Source organism: Streptomyces sp. NPDC040545 (assembly GCF_055595065.1).
In genome coordinates this window covers 307,386-329,602 of sequence record NZ_JBVIWA010000004.1, presented here as the reverse complement: position 1 = coordinate 329,602, position 22,217 = coordinate 307,386, and the positions used below count along the sequence as shown (strand labels likewise).

The following is a 22,217-nucleotide window of genomic DNA, read 5'->3' as shown; positions in this document are numbered from 1 at the left end:
CAGCCTATCCAGCCCCGGTTACGGCAAAGAGCCCCGTCCAGACACTGGACGGGGCTCTCGCCGTGGCGACACCAGGACTGACCGAAATCAGTCCCTCATGCGTTCATACGGGGATCAGTGGTGGCCGTGGCCGGACTGGATCTCCTTGTATTCCTCCACCGTGGGCTTCGGAATCTGGTTGTTCTCGCCGTAGAGGCCCTGGCTGAGCTTCGCGCGCAGCTTCTCGGTGGCCTTCACCTTGCGCTCGACACCGTTCTCGTCGACCGTCGGGCCGATCTCGATCGGCTTGTACTGCTCGTGCGCGGTGAGCTTGTGCAGCTGGCCCGCCGGGAGCGGCTCGTGGACCTCGACGAACTCACCGTGCGGCAGACGCTTGATGATGCCGGTCTCGCGACCGTGCAGCACCTTGTCGTGGTCCCGGCGCTGGAGGCCGAGGCAGATCCGCTTGGTGGCGATGAAGGCGAGGACCGGGACGACGAAGAAGCCGATCCGGACGAACCAGGTGATCGAGTTGATCGACAGGTGGAAGTACTGGGCGAACATGTCGTTGCCGCCGCCGATGAGGAGCACGATGTACTCCGCGATCCAGGCGACACCGAAGGCCGTACGGGTCGGGACGTTGCGCGGGCGGTCCAGGATGTGGTGCTCGCGCTTGTCCCCGGTGACCCAGGACTCGATGAACGGCCAGACGGCGATCGCGCCGAGCACCAGCGGGAAGAGCAGCAGCGGGATGAACACACCCAGGACGAGCGTGTGGCCCCACAGGTTGATCTCCCAGCCGGGCATGGCTCGGATCAGGCCTTCCGGCATACCCATGTACCAGTCGGGCTGCGCACCGGTGGACACGTGGTCCGGGCGGTACGGGCCGAGCGCCCAGATCGGGTTGATCGTGGCGATGGCCGCGACGGCCGAGATGACACCGAAGACCAGGAAGAAGAAGCCTCCGGCCTTGGCCATGTAGACCGGCAGCAGCGGCATGCCGACGACGTTGTCGTTCGTCTTGCCGGGACCCGCGAACTGGGTGTGCTTGTGGTAGAAGACCAGGATCAGGTGGGCCACGAGCAGGCCCATCATGATGCCGGGCAGCAGCAGGATGTGCACCGAGTAGAACCGCGCGACGAAGTCGCCGCCCGGGAACTCCCCGCCGAACAGGAACATCGACAGGTAGGTGCCGACGACCGGGACGGACAGGATGGCGCCCTGCATGAAGCGGACACCGGTACCCGAGAGCAGGTCGTCCGGCAGCGAGTAACCGGTGAATCCGGTGAACATGCCGAGGACCAGCAGCAGGAAGCCGAAGATCCAGTTGACCTCGCGGGGCTTGCGGAACGCGCCGGTGAAGAAGACGCGCATCATGTGCACGACCATGGCCGCGACGAAGATCAGCGCTGCCCAGTGGTGGATCTGACGGATCAGCAGGCCACCGCGGACGTCGAAGCTGATGTCCAGCGTCGAGGCGAAGGCCTCGGACATCATGACGCCCTGCATCGGCACGTACGAGCCGTGGTACACGACCTCGTTCATGCTCGGGTGGAAGAACAGCGTCAGGTACACACCCGTGAGGATGATGATGATGAAGCTGTAGAGGCAGATCTCACCCAGCATGAAGGACCAGTGGTCCGGGAAGATCTTGCGCATGTTGGCCTTGGCCAGGCCGTAGATACCCAGGCGGCCGTCCGCCCAGTCCGCTACTCGCTCGCCGGCCGGCGCTTTGCGCTCGTTGTTGTCGCTGGTGCTCATCCGCGCTCCCAGAATGCAGGACCGACGGGCTCTTCGAAGTCGCCGAGCGCTTCGAGGAAGCCTTCGTCATTCACGCCGATCCGCAGCTGCGGAAGCGCGTGACCGGCCGGGCCGAAGATGACACGGGCGCCGTCGGAGAGGTCGAAGGTGGACTGGTGGCACGGGCAGAGCACGTGGTGCGTCTGCTGCTCGTACAGGCTGATCGGGCAGCCGACGTGGGTGCAGATCTTGGAGTAGGCCACGATCCCGTCGTGGGACCACTCCAGTTCCCTCTTGTCCTTGATGTCGTCCGGCTGGATACGGACGATCATCAGGGCGGCCTTGGCGATCTGGACCTGGAAGTCGTGCTGCTCCTCCTCCAGGCCTTCCGGCCTGGCGAAGGTCAGCGACCCGACGAGCACGTCCTCGGGACGCAGCGGCTCGTTCGTGTTGTCGTTGATGAGCAGCTTGCCCTTGGCCCACAGGGTCTTGCGCAGCTTGTCCTCGGGCAGCGGGCCCAGGTCGCGCAGCAGCATCACGCCGGCGAGCGGCACCATGGCCATCGCGCCCAGCAGCGTGTTGCGGATCAGGGGCCGGCGGCCGATGCCGGACTCGTTCGCGCCGTCGGCGAAGTCCTGCAGGACCTGCGCCTTGACCTCCGGCGGAGCGGCGATCTCGTGGCGCTCGGCGGCGACCTCGACGTCGGACATCAGGGTGCGGGCCCAGTGGACCGCGCCCGCGCCGATGCAGAAGAGGGCCACGCCCAGGGTCAGACCCAGGGAGAAGTTGAGCGCGCTGACCTTCCCGATGGGGAAGATGTAGACGATCTTGTCGACCGGGAAGATCACGTAGGACGCGATGAAGCCGATCGTCGCCAGCATCGACAGGATGAAGAGCATCGCGACGGTGCGCTCGGAGCGCTTCGCCGCCCGCTCGTCGATGTCCTGGATGCGGGGCTTGTGGACCGGCAGGCCCGGGTCGGCGAACGGGTCGTCCGCGACCGCTACGCCACCGTGGTGGGCGTCGCCCTGCTCGCTCGGCAGGTGCTTCTCTTCGGGAATCTCTTGGCTACTCATGACTTCTTGGCCTTAGCGGTGTGGGCCGCGACCCAGACGGCGACAGCGATCAGCGCACCCAGGGCGAAGATCCAGCCGAACAGACCCTCGGAGACGGGGCCGAGGCCACCGAGCTTCAGGCCGCCGGGGCTGGTCGACTTCTCGCCGTTGACGTTCTGGAGGTACGCGATGATGTCCTTCTTCTGCTTCTCCGGCATGGTGCTGTCGGGGAAGGAGGGCATGTTCTGCGGGCCGGTCTGCATGGCCTCGTAGATGTGCTTCGGCGAGACACCCTCAAGGTTGGGGGCGTACTTGCCGTTCGTCAGCGCGCCGCCTTCGCCGGTGAAGTTGTGGCACTGCGCGCAGTTGTTGCGGAAGAGCTCACCACCGTTGGCGATGTCGGCGCCCGCCGGGTCGTACTGCTTCGCGGTCGGCGCGATCGGACCGGCGCCGAGGGAAGCGATGTACGCGGCCAGCTGGTCGATCTGCGCCTGGTCGTAGATGACGGGCTTCTTCGGCACCTGGGCGCCGGGCTGCTGGGCCGGCATGCGGCCCGTGCTCACCTGGAAGTCGACGGCCGCGGAGCCGACGCCTACCAGGCTCGGGCCGTCAGAGGAACCCTGACCGCCGGTTCCGTGGCAGCTTGCGCAACCCACGGCGTAGAGCTTCTTGCCCTCCTCGATGGCGAGGGACTGGGCGGTTTCATCGGCCTGCGCCTTGCCCGCGGGGGCGAAGGCGGCGTACAGCCCCCCAGTGGCCGCCAGCGCGAGGAGTAGAACGACGACCGCCGCCAGCGGATGGCGTCGTCGTGCGGAGAGCTTTTTCACGGATTACCCCGGTGTCAGGATCTTCTGCGTCGGTGTGTCTGGATGGAGTGCCGGGTCTTGCCCGGTGACGTGTTCGCTACTTGATCAGGTAGATCGTCGCGAAGAGGCCGATCCAGACGACGTCGACGAAGTGCCAGTAGTAGGACACGACGATGGCCGACGTGGCCTGTTCGTGGGTGAACCTCTTGGCCGCGTACGTCCGGCCGAGGACCAGCAGGAAGGCGATGAGACCGCCCGTCACGTGCAGACCGTGGAAGCCGGTGGTCAGGTAGAACACCGAGCCGTAGGGGTCCGACGAGAGGGACAGGCCCTCATGCTTGACCAGCTCGGTGTACTCGAACACCTGGCCGCCAATGAAGATCGCACCCATGACGAACGTGATGATGAACCACGTCCGGAGCTTCTTCACGTCACCGCGCTCGGCGGCGAATACGCCGAGCTGGCAGGTGAGCGAGGAAAGCACCAGGATCGTCGTGTTCGTCGCCGAGAAGGGAAGATTCAGGGCCTCGGCCTGTTTCGTCCAGAACTCGGGACCCATCACGGATCGCAGGGTGAAGTACATCGCGAAGAGGGCCGCGAAGAACATCAGCTCGGAACTCAACCAGATGATGGTTCCGACGCTGACGAGGTTCGGCCGGTTGACCGTCGGGTGCGCGTGCCCGGTATCTACTGTCGTTGCTGTCGCCACGACCGACATTATGTCGGTCGCTTATCCCGCCCTCACCCCGGGGGGTGCCGTTCGGAGTGTCAGGGGCGTGTGCAAGGCCCGAACGGCCCATCAGATGAGCCCTGCGCGCCGTCACCTGCGACATGTTCGAACCGATGTTGACGGCGGACCGGGAGGAGTAGCATCCCGCGCAACATCAACGTGATTCACGGCCACGTGGAGGAACGAAATGCGGGCGACTGCGCGGGTTCTGGTCTACAGCGACGACGCGGGCACCCGGGAGCAGGTGCGGCTGGCGGCAGGACGCAGGCCCGCCGCGGACCTGCCGCCGGTGGAGTTCCTGGAGTGCGCCACGCTGCCGGCGGTGCTGACGGAGCTGGACGCGGGCGGAATCGACGCGTGCGTGCTGGACGGCGAGGCGGTTCCGGCCGGGGGCATGGGTGTGTGCCGGCAGATCAAGGACGAGATCTTCCGGTGTCCGCCGGTGCTGCTGCTGATGGGGCGCCCCCAGGACGCCTGGCTGGCCACGTGGAGCCGCGCGGACGCCGCCGTGACCCTTCCGGTGGACCCGGTGCAGTTCGCGGACACCCTGGCGGGCCTCCTGAGGACCCGTCTGTCCCTGGACGCCTGATCCGCCCCACGGGCCCCGCGTGGGCCCGCGTGTGCCCGTGTGTGCCCCGCAGGGGCCCGTACGGGTGAATGAGCCGGGATTCTCCCCCCGGACGGCGTCCGGGGGGAGAGAACGGCCCGGGGTCACCTAGGCCGTGTCCGCAAAGTCCCGCCTGCCCCGCGGCGTCTGGCACCGCACCTCGCCGCGTTGTCGGGCGCACCCGAGTACGCCCAGTACACGGGCGGCCCTCCGCCTTGCGAGTCACGCCCTAGACGGTGGGGCGCAGGCGGGCCTGGTCGACCGGACTGCGGCCTTCCTGGGTGCCCTTGAGCAGGGCGCTGCCCTGGCGCCAGTCCTTCCAGTCCATGTTCCAGTCGCCGAAGCCGTTGCCGAAGACGTCCATGTCGTCGCCGATGCTGTTGATCACCTTGACGACGTCGCCCTCGGTGATGTTCTCGTAGAACCAGGCGGCGTTGCCGGTGCTCATGCCCGTGCAGCCGTGGCTGACGTTCTCGTAGCCCTGGGAGCCGACGGACCACGGCGCGGCGTGGACGTATTCACCACTCCAGGTGACGCGGGTGGCGTAGTAGACGGGCAGGTTGTAGTACTCGCTGCCGCCGATGCCGACGGTGTCGCCGCGCATCTGTACGAAGTACTGCTTGCCCAGCACCACCTTGATGCCGTTGCGGGTGGAGAATCCGGGCTTCCCGGTGGTCACCGGGATGGTGTTGATCACTTCTCCGTTGCGCCGGAACGTGAGGTAGTGCGAGGAGGCGTCGGTGGTGACCTCGACCCGGTCCCCGATCTCCAGCTTCAGCGGCTTGGCGGCGGCCCCGTGGAGCTCGTCGGTGATCCGGACGCCTTCCAGGTTGCTGCGTACGGAGACGGCGGAGTGGGCGGGCCAGTAGTCCTTGGGCCGGTAGTGGAGGTTCTTGTCGTCCACCCAGTGCCAGGCGCCCTCGACGCCGGGCGGGGTGTCGACGACGAGGCCCCGTTCGACGATGGCGCGGGCGGCCTTGTCCTTGACGGGCTCGCTGAGTTCGGCGGTGATGGGCTGCCCGACGCCGTACTTGCCCTCGTCCGGGCCGAACTCGACCTTCAGGATCCCCTTGGACGGGGTGGTGTCGAAGGTGAGCGTGCGCTGCCCCGGGGCACCCCGCTCGTCCTCGGTGCTCACGGTGACCGTGTAGCGGACGCCTGAGGCCATCGGGGTCGTGCTGTGCCAGCGGTCCCCCTTGGCGCTCAGTTCGCCCGCCAGGCGGCGGCCGTGGGTGTCCACGGCCAGCACATCGGTGATACGGCCGCCGCCGCTCTTGGCGGTGATCTCCAGGGGCCGGTCCGGGTTCACGGGGCGGGTCCCGGCGCTCTGGTTGAAGGCGACCTGCTCGCCCGCGTCGTACGGGCGGGCTGACAGCGGGTTCTTGTCGCCGGACCCGCATGCGGTGGCGCCGGCCCCGAGGGACGCGACCAGCAGGGAGCAGCTGAGTACCGTCCAAAGACGCGGTGAGTGCTTCATGGAGCCAACGCTATGAAGATATGACAAATCCGGCGCGCGGGGTGACTGCAAACGAGGGGCCCGGGCTCCTCCCGAAGGAGGGGCCCGGGCCCCGAGTGCTGCGCGGCGCGGCCGCGGAGGTGCTGCTACTGGTTCTGGTTCTCACCGCGGTAGTACTCGTACACCCAGCCCCACAGGCCGATCATGATGATCGGGGCCGAGAAGTACATGAGCCACCAGCCGAAGATGACGCCCATGAACGCGAGCGCACCGCCGATGCCCAGCGAGAGCGGCTGCCAGCTGTGCGGGGAGAAGAACCCCAGCTCGCCCGCCTCGTCGGCGACGTCGGCCTCCAGGTTGTCCTGGGCCATCTCGTCGACGCGCTTGGCCGTGAAGGCCAGGTAGTAGCCGATCATGACGCTCAGGCCGAAGGCCAGGAAGAGCGCGGTGGTACCGACGGGCTCCTTCGACCACACGCCGTACACGACGGCCATGATCAGGATGAAGAAGGAGAGCCAGAGGAACATCTTGCCCTGGATCTTCACTTGCCGGCCTCCTTGCCACCGGTGACGGCCTTGGCGGCGACGCTGTGGTCCTCGAGGTGGTCGAGGGCCGCGATCTCAGGGTGGTGCAGGTCGAACGCCGGGGACTCGGAACGGATCCGCGGCAGGGTGAGGAAGTTGTGCCGCGGCGGCGGGCAGGACGTCGCCCACTCGAGCGAACGGCCGTAACCCCACGGGTCGTCGACCTCGATCTTCTCGCCGTACTTGGCCGTCTTCCAGACGTTGTACATGAACGGCAGCATCGACAGGCCGAGCACGAACGAACTGATCGTCGAGATCGTGTTCAGCGCGGTGAAACCGTCGGCGGCGAGGTAGTCCGCGTAACGACGCGGCATGCCCTCGGCACCGAGCCAGTGCTGCACCAGGAAGGTGCCGTGGAAGCCGATGAACAGCGTCCAGAACGTCATCTTGCCGAGGCGCTCGTCCAGCATCTTGCCCGTGAACTTCGGCCACCAGAAGTGGAAGCCGGCGAACATCGCGAACACCACGGTGCCGAAGACGACGTAGTGGAAGTGCGCGACGACGAAGTACGAGTCGGAGACGTGGAAGTCCATCGGGGGCGAGGCCAGGATGACGCCGGTCAGACCACCGAAGGTGAAGGTGACCAGGAAGCCGATCGTCCAGAGCATCGGGGTCTCGAAGGACAGCGAGCCCTTCCACATGGTGCCGATCCAGTTGAAGAACTTCACACCGGTCGGTACCGCGATCAGGAAGGTCATGAAGGAGAAGAACGGCAGCAGCACACCACCGGTGACGTACATGTGGTGGGCCCACACGGTCACGGAGAGGCCGGCGATCGCGATCGTCGCGGCGATCAGGCCGATGTAGCCGAACATCGGCTTACGGCTGAAGACCGGGATGATCTCGGAGACGATTCCGAAGAACGGCAGCGCGATGATGTACACCTCTGGGTGTCCGAAGAACCAGAAGAGGTGTTGCCATAGCAATGCGCCGCCGTTCGCGGCATCGAACACATGCGCACCGAACTTGCGGTCGGCCTCCAGCGCGAAGAGCGCGGCGGCCAGCACCGGGAAGGCGAGCAGGACCAGGACACCGGTCAGCAGCACGTTCCAGGTGAAGATCGGCATGCGGAACATCGTCATGCCGGGTGCGCGCATGCAGATGATCGTGGTGATGAAGTTGACCGAGCCGAGGATGGTTCCGAAGCCGGAGAAGGCCAGACCCATGATCCACATGTCGGCGCCGATGCCCGGCGACCGGACCGCGTCCGACAGCGGGGAGTAGGCGAACCAGCCGAAGTCGGCGGCGCCGTTCGGCGTCACGAAGCCGGCCACCGCGATGGTCGAGCCGAAGAGGTACAGCCAGTACGCGAACATGTTCAGCCGCGGGAACGCCACGTCGGGCGCGCCGATCTGCAGCGGCATGATCCAGTTGGCGAAGCCCGCGAACAGCGGGGTGGCGAACATCAGCAGCATGATCGTGCCATGCATGGTGAACGCCTGGTTGAACTGCTCGTTCGACATGATCTGCGTGCCCGGACGGGCCAGCTCGGCGCGCATGAAGAGCGCCAGCACACCGCCGATGATGAAGAACACGAACGACGTGACCAGGTACATCGTGCCGATGGTCTTGTGGTCGGTCGTGGTCAGCCACTTCACGACCACATTGCCCGGCTGCTTGCGCCGTACCGGCAGCTCGTTCTCATACGAGTCGGCGGCGGCACCCTGGGATTCGTTGAGGATGCTCACAGTTTGTTCACTTCCGCATTCCGGGCCGGGTCGGTCTGCTGGATACCGGCCGGGAGGTAGCCGGTCTGACCCTTCTCCGCCAGATCCTTCAGGTACGCCCGGTACTCCTCGGGGGAGACCACCTTGACGTTGAAGAGCATCCGGGAGTGGTCAACGCCGCAGAGCTCGGCGCACTTGCCCATGAAGGTGCCGTATTCGGACGGGGTGACCTCGAAGACGTTCGTGTGGCCCGGAATGACGTCCTGCTTGAACAGGAACGGGACCACCCAGAAGGAGTGGATCACGTCGTTCGACGACAGGATGAAACGGACCTTCTCGCCCTTGGGGAGGACCAGGGTCGGACCCGGGTTGCCCGTCTGGGGGTTCTTGTCGCCCGGGACACCCTTCTGGTAGACGCCTTCGGCGCCCGCCGGGAAGTCCTTGGTGAAGCGGTCCGGGATGGAGGCAAGCTCCTTGGGGACCGCGCCCGCCTTCGGGGTCGCCGCGTCGCCGTCGACGTTCTCGACGTAGTTGAAGCCCCAGCTCCACTGGAAGCCGATCACGTTGATCGTGTGCGGCGGCTTCGGGGTGAGGGCCAGGAGCTTCGACTCGTCACGAGCGGTGAAGTAGAAGAGCACCGAGACGATGATGAGCGGGACCACGGTGTACAGCGCCTCGATGGGCATGTTGTACCGGGTCTGCGCGGGGACCTCGATCTTCGTCCGGCTGCGCCGGTGGAAGATGACGCTCCAGATGATCAGGCCCCACACGAGGATGCCCGTGACCAGCGCGGCCGCCCAGGATCCCTGCCACAGGGAGAGGATGCGCGGCGCCTCCTCGGTTACCGGAGTCGGCATTCCGAGGCGGGGGAAGTCTTTCCATGTATACGAGCAACCAGTGGCGGTCGCCAGGACCACGCCCGCAGTCAGCGCCTGCAGCAGCTTCCGCCGCATCGGGCGCCGCGGCGAGCGGTCGGAGCCGTAGGGACTCACGTAGCGCCTTCCCGAGAGTCTCGGCCCGCGCGGCCGGCCGCGGCCGTGTTCGGGTCGGTCGCCGGCCCTGACGCAGGCAGGGGTTTGGATGTTTATGCGGACCAAACCCTACTGGACGCTATTTGGGGTCGCGCGGGGAGGGTGCCCAACGCGCCGCTACTGCCCCCGAAGGGATGGATCCGCCGTCCGGGGGACGGCGCGAACGGCCCTGAATGGCGGGCTCGGGAGCACATCTGACGCCCCCTGACCTCGAACGCGACAGGCCTCGCGTTAGCGTGACCGGATGCCGTACTTCGACAGCGCGTCCGCCGCTCCCCTGCACCCCGTGGCCCGCCAGGCGTTGCAGGCCGCCCTGGACGAGGGCTGGGCCGATCCGGCCCGGCTCTACCGGGAGGGCAGGCGCGCCCGGCTGCTGCTGGACGCGGCGCGGGAGGCCGCCGCGGAGGCGGTGGGATGCCGGGCTGACGAGCTCGTGTTCACTCCTTCGGGGACGCACGCGGTTCACACGGGGGTGGCGGGGGCCCTCGCGGGGCGCCGGCGCGTCGGAAGTCATCTGGTCGTATCGGCGGTCGAACACAGTTCTGTATTGCACGCGGCCGAGGTGCACGAGGCGCGCGGCGGGACGGTGACCGAGGTCCCGGTGGACCGGTGGGGCGCGGTGACGCCCGCCGCCTACGCGGACGCGCTCGCCCCGGAGAGCGCCCTCGCCTGCCTCCAGTCGGCCAACCACGAGGTGGGCACCGTCCAGCCGGTGGCGGAGGTGGCCGAGATCTGCGCGGCGGCCGGGGTGCCGCTGCTGGTGGACGCGGCCCAGTCGCTGGGCTGGGGCCCGGTGGAGGGCGCCTGGTCCGTACTGGCCGCGAGTGCGCACAAGTGGGGCGGCCCGCCCGGGGTCGGCCTGCTGGCGGTCCGCAAGGGGGTGCGCTTCTCCCCCCAAGGGCCTGCTGACGAGAGGGAGTCGGGGCGCTCCCCCGGTTTCACGAACCTGCCCGCGATCGTGGCCGCGGCGGCTTCCCTGCGGGCCGTACGGGCCGAGGCGGACGCGGAGGCGGCCCGGCTGCGGGTCCTGGTGGACCGCATCCGGCGGCGGGTGGTGCGGCTGGTCCCGGACGTGGAGGTGGTGGGCGATCCGGAGCGGCGGCTGCCGCACCTGGTCACCTTCTCCTGCCTGTACGTCGACGGGGAGACGCTGCTGCACGAGCTGGACCGGGCCGGTTTCTCGGTGTCCTCCGGCTCCTCGTGCACGAGCTCCACGCTGACCCCCAGTCACGTGCTGCGGGCGATGGGCGTGCTGTCGGAGGGGAACGTACGGGTGTCCCTGCCGCCGGGGACCCCGGCGGAGGAGGTCAACGCGTTCCTGGAGGTGCTGCCGCGGGCGGTGGCGGACGTACGGGAACGGCTCGGCGTGTCGGAGCCGCCGACGGTGGCGCCGGTGGCGGACTCCCTGGAGCTGGACGCGCTCGGGCTGCGGTGCCCCCAGCCGGTGATCGAACTGGCCCGGGCCATCGTGACGGTCCCGGTGGGCGGGACCGTCACGGTCGTCTCCGACGACGAGGTGGCGCGGCTGGACATCCCGGCGTGGTGCGCGATGCGGGGCCACACGTATGTGGGCGAAACCCCCCGCGAGGTCGGCTCGGCCTACACGGTCCGCCGAGCCGTCTGACCGGGCCCGCCCCATCCGGCTCCGCCAGATCCAGCCCCTCCGGCCCCGATCCGGCGATGCCGGGCACATCCGGCCTCGTCCGCATCGATCCGGCTCCGCCGGGCACCCCCAGCCCCTCCGGCGTTCGAGGAGCGGGGTCTGGGGCGGAGCCCGGGAAACCCGGCTTCGCCGGGAGGTGCCCCCTGCTCAAACGCCGGCGAGGCTGAATCGGCCCGGGCTCAGACGGAGGCGGAGCCGCAGGCGCGAGGGCGGTCAGGCGAGGTGGGCGCGGACTTCCGCCGCGGCTTCGTCGCCGTAGGCCTTGGTGAAGCGCTCCATGAAGTGGGCACGGGCCAGCGCGTACTCCTGGGTGCCCAGGGTCTCGATGACCAGCGTCGCGAGCATGCAGCCCAGCTGCGCCGCACGCTCCAGGCCGACGCCCCAGCCCAGACCGGTCAGGAACCCGGCGCGGAACGCGTCGCCGACACCCGTCGGGTCGACCTTCGCGGTCTCCTCCGGGCAGCCGACCACGATCGGGGCCTCGCCGACGCGCTCGATCCGGACGCCGTTGGAGCCCAGCGTGGTCACGCGGGTGCCGACCTTCGACAGGATCTCCTCGTCGGTCCAGCCGGACTTCGACTCGATGAGGCCCTTCTCGTACTCGTTCGAGAAGAGGAAGGTCGCGCCCTCCATCAGGGTGCGGATGTTGTCGCCGTCCATGCGGGCGATCTGCTGCGAGAAGTCGGCGGCGAAGGGGATCCCGCGCGTGCGGCACTCCTCCGTGTGGCGCAGCATCGCCTCGGGGTCGTCCGCGCCGATGAGGACGAGGTCGAGCCCGCCCACCCGGTCGGCCACGGCCTTGAGCTCGATCAGACGGGCCTCGCTCATGGCGCCCGTGTAGAAGGAGCCGATCTGGTTGTGGTCGGAGTCCGTGGTGCACACGAAGCGCGCGGTGTGCAGCACCTCGGAGATCCGGACGGACTCGGTGTCGACGCCGTGCCGGTCCAGCCAGGCGCGGTATTCGTCGAAGTCGGAGCCGGCGGCTCCGACGAGGATCGGGCGGCTGCCGAGCTGCCCCATACCGAAGCAGATGTTCGGGCCGACACCGCCCCGCCGGACGTCGAGGTTGTCGACGAGGAAGGAGAGGGAGACCGTGTGCAGCTGGTCCGCGACCAGCTGGTCGGCGAAACGGCCGGGGAAGGTCATGAGGTGGTCGGTGGCGATGGAGCCGGTGACTGCGATGCGCACGGCGAGGACGCTCCTGCTGAGGACGGCGAGGGACAGTCAAAACTACCCGGTAAGCGGCCCCGGGCTGTACCCCGGAAACTACCCCTTAGTAGGTCTTTCTTCGCCAGAGCTCCGATGCCTACGGTGCCTGCATGACCTATACCGACGGTTTCGGCTACTCCGAGTACACCGCCGACAAGCGCGGCGCGGAAGCCCCACGGCAGCCCGGTTTCGCCCGCCTGCTGGGTGACTGTGCCCGGATGGCCCCGCACTGGGCGGTTCCGGCGGGCCCCCGGCCGGTCCGCGTGGCCCCTTCGCAGATCCACGGGATCAGCGTCCCGCCGGCCTCGGCGCGGCTGATCGCCTCCACGTCCGTGTACGGGGACCAGTAGGAGGGAACCGGTTGCGCTCCCGCTCCGTCACACCCGCATCAGGTACGACGGACCGGTGAAGGAGCGATGCGGTGACCAGCGAAGGACCCGACGACACATCACGCGGAACACGGCGGCGGCCCGCCTGGGCCGTCGGTTCGATCGCGGCCGCCGTCCTGCTCGCCGGCGGCGGTGGCGCGTACTGGGCGTCGACCGCCTACGGCGACGGTGGGCCGGGTCACCGTACGGGTGACAGCGCGGCCTCCGCGCCCCGCGACGCGGGAGACCCCTCGGGGCCGGGCATCGCGCCCGGGGAGCCCGACCCGTCCGGCGGCGGGGTGGTCTACCGGGCCGACGTGAAGCTTCCGGAGGCCCCGGCCGACGCGCCCGCCTACGCGCTGTCCGGCGAGGTCACCCCGGCGGAGGTGGCCCGCCTCGCGGCGGCTCTGGGGCTGCCCGGCGAGCCGCGCCTGAGCGGGGACGTCTGGCTGGCCGGGGAGGCCGCCGACGGCTCCGGGCCCCGGCTCACGGTGGCCCGTACGGCGCCGGGGACGTGGAACTTCGCCCGTTTCCAGGCGCCGGGCAACGGCGGCAACGGCGCCGGGGACGACTGCGTGCGCGGCAAGGACACCTGCGGCCCGGCCACCCTCCCCCAGGACGCGGGGGCGAGTGCGGGCGGCGGGGCCGAGACGGGCAAGCCGGTGTCGGAGGAGGCCGCCAAGGCCGCCGCGGCCCCCGTACTGGCCGCCGCGGGGGTGGCGGGGGCCACGCCGGACGCCCGGTCCCACCAGGGTTCGGTACGGGTGGTGGCCGCCGACCCGGTGGTCGACGGGCTGCGCACGCACGGCTGGGCCACGAAGGTCAGCGTGGGCTCCGACGGCTCGGTGGTGGGGGGCAACGGGGAGCTGAAGGCCCCGGTGCGGGCGGCCTCGCAGCAGGTGGTCGGGGCCGTGGAGGCGCTGGCCCGGCTGAACGCGAAGTCGGGCGGCAGGGAGGGCGACCCCGAGCCCAGCGGATGCGCGAGCGCGGTCCCGCTGGCTGCGGACACCCCGGTGTCGGCCACGGACACGGTGCCGTGCAACCCGGAGCCGCGGCCGATGAAGCCCCCGCGGACGGAGACGGTGAAGGGCGCCGTGCTCGGCCTGGTCCCCGGCACGGTGAACGGGGCGCAGGGTCTGGTTCCGGCCTGGCTCTTCGAGGTGGCGGGCCAGGGCGGCGCGCCCGGTCACACGGTGGCCCAGCCGGCGGCGGCCGCCCAGGAGAGCACTCCCGGCCCGAAGGACCTGCGCACGGTGACCGGGTTCTCGTACGCGGACGCCGACCGGAAGCTGACCGTGAACTTCTGGGGCAGTGTGTGCAGCACTTACGCCCTGGAGGCGCGGGAGCAGGCGGAATCGGTCCTGGCGAAGATCACGGACACCCCGAACAAGCCGGGCCAGGCCTGCATCATGCTGGCGCAGGAGATGTCCTTGACGGTGACGCTGCAGCAGCCGCTGGGCGACCGGAAGGTGCTCGACGCGGCCACCGGCAAGCCGCTCCCCCGGCAGTAGCCGAGGTCCCGGGCAGGGCCCGGGACCGGGTATGACACGAGGGCCCGCCTCCGGTCGGATTCGACCGGGGGCGGGCCCTCGTGGGCGTCCAGGCTTAGCTGAACGAGTCGCCGCAGGCGCAGGAGCCCGTGGCGTTGGGGTTGTCGATCGTGAAGCCCTGCTTCTCGATGGTGTCGACGAAGTCGATGGAGGCACCGTGGAGGTACGGAGAGCTCATCCGGTCCGTGACGACCTTCACACCGTCGAAGTCCTTCACGACGTCGCCGTCGAGGGAGCGCTCGTCGAAGAAGAGCTGGTAGCGCAGGCCGGAGCAGCCACCGGGCTGGACGGCGACGCGGAGCGCCAGGTCATCGCGGCCTTCCTGCTCCAGCAGGGTCCTGACCTTCTCGGCGGCGGCGTCGGACAGGAGGATGCCGTCGCTCACAGTGGTCTTGTCGTCCTGTACGGACATCTGCATTCACTCCCGAAGTGGGCGGCTCCCCGCCGGAGACGGGGAAACGTCGGACTCTTGCCGTCGGTGGCAACGAGCGGGACCGCGGATTCATTCCGGGACCCGACGCTTGTTTCAGATATTCCATGCTCGCACACCGCGCGCGGGGGTGGACCCGGCGAATCGTGGGCTGATGCGTCACATTGACACTATCGGCATCGTCAAACTGACGTGAAGCGGTTATGATAGATAACGTCAAATAGACGAGAAGTCGAAGTGATGATCCAGAAGTCCCTTGTCGCAGAACAGAAAGGGTGCGTGTCGTGACCACCGCCCAGCCTTTGGACGTCCAGCCGACGCCCCTTGCCCTGCTGCTGCTCGGCCGTGAGGCCGACCCCAAGAGCGAGCGCGGGGTGGAGTGCCCCGGCGACCTGCCCTCGCCGTCGGACCCGGACCTCGTGGAGCGCGCCCGCGCGGCCAAGGAGAAGCTCGGGGACAAGGTCTTCATCCTGGGCCACCACTACCAGCGTGACGAGGTCATCGAGTTCGCGGACGTCACCGGCGACTCGTTCAAGCTGGCCAAGGACGCGGCCGCCAAGCCGGAGGCCGAGTACATCGTCTTCTGCGGCGTGCACTTCATGGCCGAGTCCGCGGACATCCTGACCTCGGACGACCAGAAGGTGGTCCTGCCGGACCTGGCCGCCGGCTGCTCGATGGCCGACATGGCCACCGCCGAGCAGGTCGCGGAGTGCTGGGACGTGCTGTCCGAGGCCGGCATAGCCGACGTCACGGTGCCCGTCTCGTACATGAACTCCTCCGCCGACATCAAGGCCTTCACCGGCAAGCACGGCGGCACGATCTGTACCTCGTCCAACGCGAAGAAGGCCCTGGAGTGGGCGTTCGAGCAGGGCGAGAAGATCCTCTTCCTCCCGGACCAGCACCTGGGCCGCAACACCGCCGTCCGCGACATGGGCATGTCCCTGGACGACTGCGTGCTCTACAACCCGCACAAGCCGAACGGCGGCCTGACCGTCGAGCAGCTGCGGAACGCCAAGATGATCCTGTGGCGCGGGCACTGCTCGGTGCACGGCCGGTTCTCGGTCGACTCGGTCAACGACGTCCGCGCCCGGATCCCCGGCGTGAACGTCCTGGTCCACCCCGAGTGCAAGCACGAGGTCGTGGCGGCCGCGGACTACGTCGGCTCGACGGAGTACATCATCAAGGCGCTGGAGGCGGCCCCGGCCGGTTCCAAGTGGGCCATCGGCACGGAGCTGAACCTGGTCCGCCGCCTGGCGAACCGATTCGCCGCCGAGGACAAGGAAGTCGTCTTCCTCGACAAGACGGTCTGCTTCTGCTCGACGATGAACCGCATCGACCTCCCGCACCTGGTGTGGACCCTGGAGTCCCTGGCCGAGGGCAACCTCGTCAACCAGATCCAGGTCGACAAGGAGACGGAGAGCTTCGCGAAGCTCGCGCTGGAGCGGATGCTGGCGCTCCCGTAGCCGCCGCCTCCCCCCGCACATGCCCGAAGGGCCGCCCCTCGATCCGAGGAGCGGCCCTTCGGCCGTTGTGCGAGGAGGTGTCAGGCCTTGGCCGGGACCTCTTCCTCCGTGGCGGAGGGGGCCGGGACCGCCGTCAGACGGGCCTCGCGCTTCGCCGAGCGCTTGGCGCGGCGGCGCTCCTTGCGGAGCTCGACCATCGTGTAGAGGGTCGGCACGAGCAGCAGCGTCAGCAGGGTGGAGCTGACCAGGCCGCCGATCACCACGACCGCGAGCGGCTGGGAGATGAAGCCGCCCTCACCGGTGACGCCCAGCGCCATCGGGAGCAGCGCGAAGATCGTCGCCAGGGCCGTCATCAGGATCGGGCGCAGCCGGTGGCGGCCGCCCTCGATGACCGCTTCCACGACACCCAGGCCTTGGGCGCGGTACTGGTTGACCAGGTCGATCAGGACGATTGCGTTGGTCACCACGATGCCGATGAGCATCAGCATGCCGATCATCGCCGGGACGCCCATCGGGGTGCCGGTGGCGATGAGCAGGCCGAGTGCGCCGGTCGCCGCGAACGGGATGGAGACCAGCAGGATCAGCGGCTGGATCAGCGACCGGAAGGTCGCGACCAGCAGCATGAACACGATCGCGATGGCCGCGAACATGGCCAGGCCCAGCGAGCCGAAGGCCTCGTCCTGGTCCTCGGAGACGCCGCCGATGGATGCGGTGGCGCCCTCCGGCAGGTCCAGGGCCTTGAGCTTGGTCTGCAGCTCGGCGCTGACCGCGCCGGTGTTGTCGCCGAGCGGCCGCGCGGTGACGGTGGCGGCGCGGGCGCCGTCGATGCGGGTCATCGCGACCGGGCCGGGGACCTCCTTGACCTCGGCGATGTCGCCGAGCTTGACCGGGCCGACCGGGAGCGCCTGCAGTTCGGCCAGGGTGGTGGCCGGCTGCGCGGACCTGATGACGATGTCGCGCTCGGTGTCGTCGAGCACGGCCTTGCCCGCCGGGTTGCCCCGGACGGCCTGCGCGACGATCGCGCCGAGCGCGGCCTGGTTCAGGCCGGCCTCGGCCGCCTTGGGGGTGGCGGTCACCGAGATGCGGGGCACGGACTGGGACAGGTCGCTCTGCACGTCGGCGACGTTCTTGAGCTTCGCGACCTCGGCGCGGACCTGCTCGGCCGCCTCGGCGAGGACCTTGCCGTCACCGGCCTTGACGACCACGCTGAGGTTCTGGCTGCCGAAGCCGTCGCCCGCCACGATGCGGGTCTCGCCGATGCCGTCGAGGGCGGCCAGCTTGCCCTCGATGCCCTTCTTGACGGAGTCCGCCTTGCCGGAGTCCTTGAGGCTGACCTGGTACGAGGCCTGGTTGGAGCCCGTACCGCCGCCGAAGGCCGCGAGGAAGCCGGAGGAGCCGACGGTGACCTGGTAGCTCTTGACGCCCTCGACCGAGGCCAGCACCTGCTCGATCTTGCGGCTCGCCTCGTCGGAGGCGGCCAGCGAGGTGCCGGGGGCGAGTTCCTGCTTGACCGTCAGGACCTCCTGCTCGCCCTGGTCGAAGAAGTTGGTCTTCAGCATCGGGGTCATCCCGAAGGTGCCGAAGAGGACGACCACGGCGATGGCCACGCTGGTCAGCCGGCGCCGGGTGGCGAAGCCCAGGACGCGGACGTAGAGGAGCTGGAGGCGGCTGCGCGCCTCCTTCTCCTCGGCCTCGCGGCGGGCCTTGGCCGCGCTCTCGGCGTTCCCCGGCTCGACGCCCTTCGGCGCGCTCAGGAACCAGTACGAGAGCACCGGTACGACCGTCAGCGAGACCAGCAGCGAAGCCAGCAGGGCCGCGGTGACGGTGAGCGAGAAGGAGCCGAAGAGCTCACCGATCATGCCGCCGGTGAGGCCGATCGGCAGGAAGACGGCGACGGTGGTGAGGGTGGAGGAGGTGACCGCGCCGGCGACCTCCTTGACCGCGGTGATGATCGCGGCCTCGCGCTCCTCGCCGTAGCCGAGGTGGCGCTTGATGTTCTCCAGGACCACGATCGAGTCGTCGACCACGCGGCCGATGGCGATGGTCAGGGCGCCCAGGGTCAGCATGTTGAGCGACAGGTCGCGGGTCCACAGCACGATGAGCGCGAGGACGACGGACAGCGGGATGGAGACCGCCGTGACCAGCGTCGAGCGCAGCGAGGCCAGGAAGACCAGGATCACGATCACCGCGAAGAGCAGGCCGAGCATGCCTTCGGTGGTGAGGCTGGAGATGGACTTCGCGACGGCCGGGCCCTGGTCGCTGACGACGGTCAGGTCGGCGCCGGCGCCGAGCGCGGTACGCAGCCCGGGCAGCTTGTCCTTGACGGCGTCGGAGATGGCGACGGCGCTGCCGTCCTTGTCCATGGTGAGGACGAGGGCGAGGCTGGGCTTGCCGTTGGTGCGGGTGATGGAGACGGCCTTGGCCGGCTCCTGCTTCACGGTGGCGACGTCGGCGAGGCGGACGGCCGGCTTGCCCGGGCCCGGGGTCAGGCGCAGCTCCTCCAGCTGGGCGAGGGAGGTGTAGCCGCCGCCGACGCGCACGGTGCGGTTCTTGCCCGCCTCGTCGAAGGAGCCGGCGGGAACGGCCGCGCCGCCCGCCTGGAGGCCCTCGGCGAGCTTGGCGCCGTCGAGGCCGGCGGCCGCGAGCTTGGCGTTGTCGGGGGTGACGGTGACCTGGAGGTCCTGGACGCCGTCGACGGTGACCTGGCCGACGCCCTCGATGTCCGAGAGGACGGGGACGACGGAACGTTCCAGCTGGTCGGCGAGCGCCTGCTGGTCCTTGTCGGCGGTGACGGCCAGGATGACGGTCGGGATGTCGTCCGTGGAGCCGGCCACGACCTGCGGGTCCACCTCGGCGGGCAGCCGGACGCGGGCCCGGTTCACGGCCTGCTGGACGTCGGCGACGAGCTGCTTGGTGCCGCTGTCGCCGTAGTCGAAGGTGGCCATGATGAGGGCGTTGCCCTCGCTGGCGGTGGAGGTGATGCCGGTGATGCCGTCGACGCCCTTGAGCATGGACTCGATCGGTTCGACGACCTGCTTCTCGACCACGTCGGGCGAGGCGCCCTGGTACGGCGCGAGCACGGACACCATCGGCAATTCGATGGAGGGCAGCAGCTGCTGCTTGAGCTGCGGGATGGCTATGGCGCCGAAGAGGAGCGCGACGATCGACACGAGGCCGACCAAGGCCCTTTGGGCCAGGCTGAAGCGGGACAGCCACGACATGGGTATGAGATCTCTCTGCAGTGACGAACGCGAGGGCACTCCTACCCTGTCGCACCGCGGTGGCGCGTTTCGTCGCTCGCAGGTGCCGTCCTTATGTGCGGCATACCGCGTCTGGAGTACGCCGTACCCGGCGGTGCTACTCCGCGCGCGGGCGGACCAGTCCTGATTCGTAGGCAATAACCACCAATTGGGCCCGGTCGCGGGCGCCGAGCTTGGCCATGGCCCGGTTCACGTGGGTCTTGACGGTCAGCGGGCTGACCTCAAGCCGCCCGGCGATCCCGTCGTTCGACAGCCCGGCCGCGACGTGTACGAGGACCTCGCGCTCCCGGACGGTCAGCGCGGCGAGCCGCTCCGCGTGCGCCCCGGCCGAAGCTCCGGCGGCGGCCGGGTCGGCGCCGCCGCCCTGGGCGAGGAAGGTGGCGATGAGCCCTTTGGTGGCGGCCGGGGAGAGCAGGGCCTCGCCGGCCGCGGCGACCCGGACAGCGTTGAGCAGTTCCTCGGGCTCGGCGCCCTTGCCGAGGAAGCCGGAGGCGCCGGCCCGCAGGGCCGAGACCACGTACTCGTCGACCTCGAAGGTCGTCAGCATCACCACGCGCACGCCGGCCAGTTCCGGGTCCGCGCTGATCATGCGGGTGGCGGCGAGCCCGTCGGTGCCGGGCATCCGGATGTCCATGAGGACGACGTCGGGGCGCATCCGGCGGGCGAGTGCGAAGGCCTGAGCCCCGTCGGAGGCCTCCCCGACGACCTCCATGTCCGGCTCGGAGTCGACGAGCACCTTGAAGGCGCTGCGCAGCAGCGCCTGGTCGTCGGCGAGCAGCACCCTGACGGGCGCGGCGGCGGGCAGGTCCGTAGAAGGTTGGTCCACGGGGTGAGGGTACGCGGGCCCGCCGTCGGCGCTCAGCCCAGGGCGAGGACGATCAGGGCGGTGGTCGCCGCGACCTCGGCGAGGGCGCCGAAGACGTCGCCGGTGACCCCGTCGAAGCGGCGTACGCAGCGGCGGAGCAGCAGTTCCGCGGCGAGCAGGGCGGCCAGGACGGCTGCCGCGCTCTGCCCGGCGGCCGTCAGGCCGAGCGGGAGTGCGGCAGCCGCGGCCAGGGCGGTGACGAGCACGGCGATCAGCACGGCGGCGCGCCGCGGGACCACCCCGGCGACGGCGGCGCCGAGTCCCCCGGGGCGGGCCGCCGGGACGCCTTCCCGGCAGGCCAGGGTCATGGCGAGGCGGGCCGCCACGGCGGCGACCACGGCGGCGAGGGCGCCGCGGATCCAGCTGTCGGCGTAGATGTCGGACAGGGCGGCCACCTGCAGGAGCAGCACGATCACCAGGGCCACGACGCCGAAGGGGCCGATGTCGGACTGTTTCATGATCCGCAGGGCCTCGTCTGCGGGTTTGGCGCTGCCGAGGCCGTCGGCCGTGTCGGCGAGGCCGTCGAGGTGCAGTCCCCGGGTCAGCGCGGCCGGTACGGCGACGGTGACGGCCGCGGCGAGCAGCGGGCCCCCGCCGAGCAGCAGCAGGAGTGCTCCGGGCAGGGCCGCGAGCACGCCCACGACCAGCCCGGCGAGCGGGGCGCAGGCCATTCCGGTGCGGGCGGCGGGGCGGTCCCAGCGGGTGATGCGGGCGGGCAGCACGGTGAGGGTGCCGAACGCGAAACGGATGCCGTCGGGGAACGAGGCGCGTTCCTGGGGCGGCATCGGGGGCGGGCCGTCGTACGAATCTGTCATCGGCGGGAACGGTACCCGCTCAGCACGAGCGGTAAATTACCCATTACATGCCAAATAGGGAGTCCGTGGGATGGGTCACTGGTGGTATCGGAACATCGTCGAACCGGGGAAGCTGCCGCTCCTGCTCGCCCTGCTCTCCTTCGTGCTGTCGTTCCTGGTCACCCGTGTGATCACCCGGATGATCCGGGCCGGCCGGGGCCCCTTCAAGAACGTCACCCCGGGCGGTCTGCACATCCACCACGTGGTGCCGGGCGTGATCCTCGTGATCATCGGCGGTTTCGGTGCGGTCGGCAGCGGCCGCTACGGCTTCGGCGCGTGGGCATCGGCCGTGATCTTCGGCCTGGGCGCGGGCCTGGTCCTGGACGAGTTCGCGCTCATCCTGCACCTCGACGACGTCTACTGGAGCGAGCAGGGCCGCAAGAGCGTGGAGCTCGTGGTCGTCACGGCCGCCATCGTGGCCCTGGTCATCGGCGGTTTCGTGCCCTTCGGGGTGAACGACCTGTCGAGCGAGGAGCGTCAGAGCCGCGGCCTGGTCGTCATGAACGGGGCCACCAACTTCTTCCTGGCCCTGATCGCCCTGTGGAAGGGCAAGGCGCGCACCGCGCTCTTCGGCCTGGTCGTCCCCCTGGTGGCGCTCGTCGGCGCGATCCGGCTGGCCCGGCCCGGCTCCCCGTACGCAAAGCGGTTCTACGCGAACCGGCCGCGCGCCCGGGCCAAGGCCGGGCTGCGCGCCTTCCACCACGACCGGCGCTGGGCGCGGCCGCGCCGCAGGTTCGAGAACTTCATCGGCGGGACCCCGGATCCGGATCACCGCGTCTCCCTGGAGAAACCGCCCCCGCACTGACGACGGCGGCGGGGGGGGGGGGCGGGGGGGGGGGGGGGGGGGGGGGGGGTGGTGTGGGGGGGGGGTGGGGGGGGGGGGGGGGGGGGGGGGGGAGG

The 22,217-nt window shown here is 69.6% G+C and carries 19 protein-coding genes; 6 read left to right on the top strand and 13 right to left on the bottom strand.

Annotated features, from left to right (window positions below; all coding sequences use genetic code 11):
- Positions 1-114 precede the first annotated feature (114 nt).
- The 4 genes from qcrB to ctaE all read right to left on the bottom strand — a co-directional run bounded on the left by qcrB (position 115) and on the right by ctaE (position 4,298).
- Positions 115-1,740, bottom strand: a complete 1,626-nt coding sequence (gene qcrB, locus ACZ573_RS11940) for a cytochrome bc1 complex cytochrome b subunit (protein WP_471302443.1) — start codon at positions 1,738-1,740, stop codon at positions 115-117.
- The gene (gene qcrA / locus ACZ573_RS11935) at positions 1,737-2,795 is read right to left on the bottom strand and encodes a cytochrome bc1 complex Rieske iron-sulfur subunit (protein WP_471302440.1); all 1,059 of its coding nucleotides are present in this window, start codon (positions 2,793-2,795) and stop codon (positions 1,737-1,739) included. Before qcrA ends, qcrB begins: the two co-directional genes overlap by 4 nt.
- Positions 2,792-3,601 (bottom strand): cytochrome bc1 complex diheme cytochrome c subunit, encoded by an 810-nt coding sequence (gene qcrC / locus ACZ573_RS11930; protein WP_471302437.1) that lies wholly within the window; start codon positions 3,599-3,601, stop codon positions 2,792-2,794. The genes qcrA and qcrC overlap by 4 nt, the downstream gene beginning before the upstream one ends.
- Positions 3,602-3,677: 76 nt before the next feature.
- Complete coding sequence (gene ctaE / locus ACZ573_RS11925) at positions 3,678-4,298, bottom strand: aa3-type cytochrome oxidase subunit III (protein ID WP_266390758.1); 621 nt, start codon at positions 4,296-4,298, stop codon at positions 3,678-3,680.
- A gap of 199 nt (positions 4,299-4,497) precedes the next feature.
- On the opposite strand from ctaE, the gene ACZ573_RS11920 reads away from it, so the two are divergent.
- Positions 4,498-4,899, top strand: coding sequence for a hypothetical protein (locus tag ACZ573_RS11920; RefSeq protein ID WP_373038820.1), 402 nt, complete (start codon positions 4,498-4,500; stop codon positions 4,897-4,899).
- Between the two features lie 247 nt (positions 4,900-5,146).
- On the opposite strand, the gene ACZ573_RS11915 is transcribed toward ACZ573_RS11920, so the two are convergent.
- The 4 genes from ACZ573_RS11915 to ctaC all read right to left on the bottom strand — a co-directional run bounded on the left by ACZ573_RS11915 (position 5,147) and on the right by ctaC (position 9,616).
- Positions 5,147-6,394, bottom strand: coding sequence for a L,D-transpeptidase (locus tag ACZ573_RS11915; RefSeq protein WP_471302433.1), 1,248 nt, complete (start codon positions 6,392-6,394; stop codon positions 5,147-5,149).
- Between the two features lie 125 nt (positions 6,395-6,519).
- Positions 6,520-6,918: a cytochrome c oxidase subunit 4 gene (locus ACZ573_RS11910; RefSeq protein ID WP_053692942.1), complete on the bottom strand. Its 399-nt coding sequence runs from the start codon at positions 6,916-6,918 to the stop codon at positions 6,520-6,522.
- Positions 6,915-8,645, bottom strand: a complete 1,731-nt coding sequence (gene ctaD, locus ACZ573_RS11905) for an aa3-type cytochrome oxidase subunit I (protein ID WP_471302429.1) — start codon at positions 8,643-8,645, stop codon at positions 6,915-6,917. Before ctaD ends, ACZ573_RS11910 begins: the two co-directional genes overlap by 4 nt.
- On the bottom strand, positions 8,642-9,616 hold the full coding sequence (gene ctaC / locus ACZ573_RS11900; RefSeq protein ID WP_301371635.1) for an aa3-type cytochrome oxidase subunit II: 975 nt from the start codon (positions 9,614-9,616) through the stop codon (positions 8,642-8,644). The genes ctaD and ctaC overlap by 4 nt, the downstream gene beginning before the upstream one ends.
- Positions 9,617-9,899: 283 nt before the next feature.
- On the opposite strand from ctaC, the gene ACZ573_RS11895 reads away from it, so the two are divergent.
- Positions 9,900-11,279 (top strand): aminotransferase class V-fold PLP-dependent enzyme, encoded by a 1,380-nt coding sequence (locus ACZ573_RS11895; protein WP_471302426.1) that lies wholly within the window; start codon positions 9,900-9,902, stop codon positions 11,277-11,279.
- 252 nt (positions 11,280-11,531) lie between these two features.
- On the opposite strand, the gene ACZ573_RS11890 is transcribed toward ACZ573_RS11895, so the two are convergent.
- Positions 11,532-12,506 carry a carbohydrate kinase family protein gene (locus ACZ573_RS11890; protein ID WP_471302422.1) on the bottom strand — a complete coding sequence of 325 codons (975 nt, stop codon included), beginning with the start codon at positions 12,504-12,506 and terminating at the stop codon, positions 11,532-11,534.
- Between the two features lie 131 nt (positions 12,507-12,637).
- On the opposite strand from ACZ573_RS11890, the gene ACZ573_RS11885 reads away from it, so the two are divergent.
- Both ACZ573_RS11885 and ACZ573_RS11880 read left to right on the top strand, forming a co-directional pair.
- Positions 12,638-12,877 (top strand): hypothetical protein, encoded by a 240-nt coding sequence (locus ACZ573_RS11885; protein ID WP_301371632.1) that lies wholly within the window; start codon positions 12,638-12,640, stop codon positions 12,875-12,877.
- Between the two features lie 71 nt (positions 12,878-12,948).
- The gene (locus tag ACZ573_RS11880) at positions 12,949-14,406 is read left to right on the top strand and encodes a hypothetical protein (protein WP_471302419.1); all 1,458 of its coding nucleotides are present in this window, start codon (positions 12,949-12,951) and stop codon (positions 14,404-14,406) included.
- Between the two features lie 94 nt (positions 14,407-14,500).
- On the opposite strand, the gene erpA is transcribed toward ACZ573_RS11880, so the two are convergent.
- On the bottom strand, positions 14,501-14,857 hold the full coding sequence (gene erpA, locus ACZ573_RS11875) for an iron-sulfur cluster insertion protein ErpA (RefSeq protein ID WP_030010511.1): 357 nt from the start codon (positions 14,855-14,857) through the stop codon (positions 14,501-14,503).
- A 293-nt stretch (positions 14,858-15,150) separates the two neighbouring features.
- Between erpA and nadA the strand changes: the two genes are divergently transcribed.
- Positions 15,151-16,338: a quinolinate synthase NadA gene (nadA, locus tag ACZ573_RS11870; protein WP_471302416.1), complete on the top strand. Its 1,188-nt coding sequence runs from the start codon at positions 15,151-15,153 to the stop codon at positions 16,336-16,338.
- 80 nt (positions 16,339-16,418) lie between these two features.
- Here the strand turns inward: nadA and ACZ573_RS11865 are convergent, their stop codons facing one another.
- The 3 genes from ACZ573_RS11865 to cobS all read right to left on the bottom strand — a co-directional run bounded on the left by ACZ573_RS11865 (position 16,419) and on the right by cobS (position 21,278).
- Positions 16,419-19,559 (bottom strand): efflux RND transporter permease subunit, encoded by a 3,141-nt coding sequence (locus tag ACZ573_RS11865; RefSeq protein ID WP_471302414.1) that lies wholly within the window; start codon positions 19,557-19,559, stop codon positions 16,419-16,421.
- A 136-nt stretch (positions 19,560-19,695) separates the two neighbouring features.
- The gene (locus ACZ573_RS11860; protein WP_471302411.1) at positions 19,696-20,424 is read right to left on the bottom strand and encodes a response regulator; all 729 of its coding nucleotides are present in this window, start codon (positions 20,422-20,424) and stop codon (positions 19,696-19,698) included.
- A gap of 32 nt (positions 20,425-20,456) precedes the next feature.
- Positions 20,457-21,278 (bottom strand): adenosylcobinamide-GDP ribazoletransferase, encoded by an 822-nt coding sequence (gene cobS / locus ACZ573_RS11855; RefSeq protein ID WP_471302408.1) that lies wholly within the window; start codon positions 21,276-21,278, stop codon positions 20,457-20,459.
- Positions 21,279-21,348: 70 nt separating this feature from the next.
- Between cobS and ACZ573_RS11850 the strand changes: the two genes are divergently transcribed.
- Positions 21,349-22,122 (top strand): hypothetical protein, encoded by a 774-nt coding sequence (locus tag ACZ573_RS11850; RefSeq protein WP_471302405.1) that lies wholly within the window; start codon positions 21,349-21,351, stop codon positions 22,120-22,122.
- The last annotated feature ends 95 nt before the right edge of the window (positions 22,123-22,217 follow it).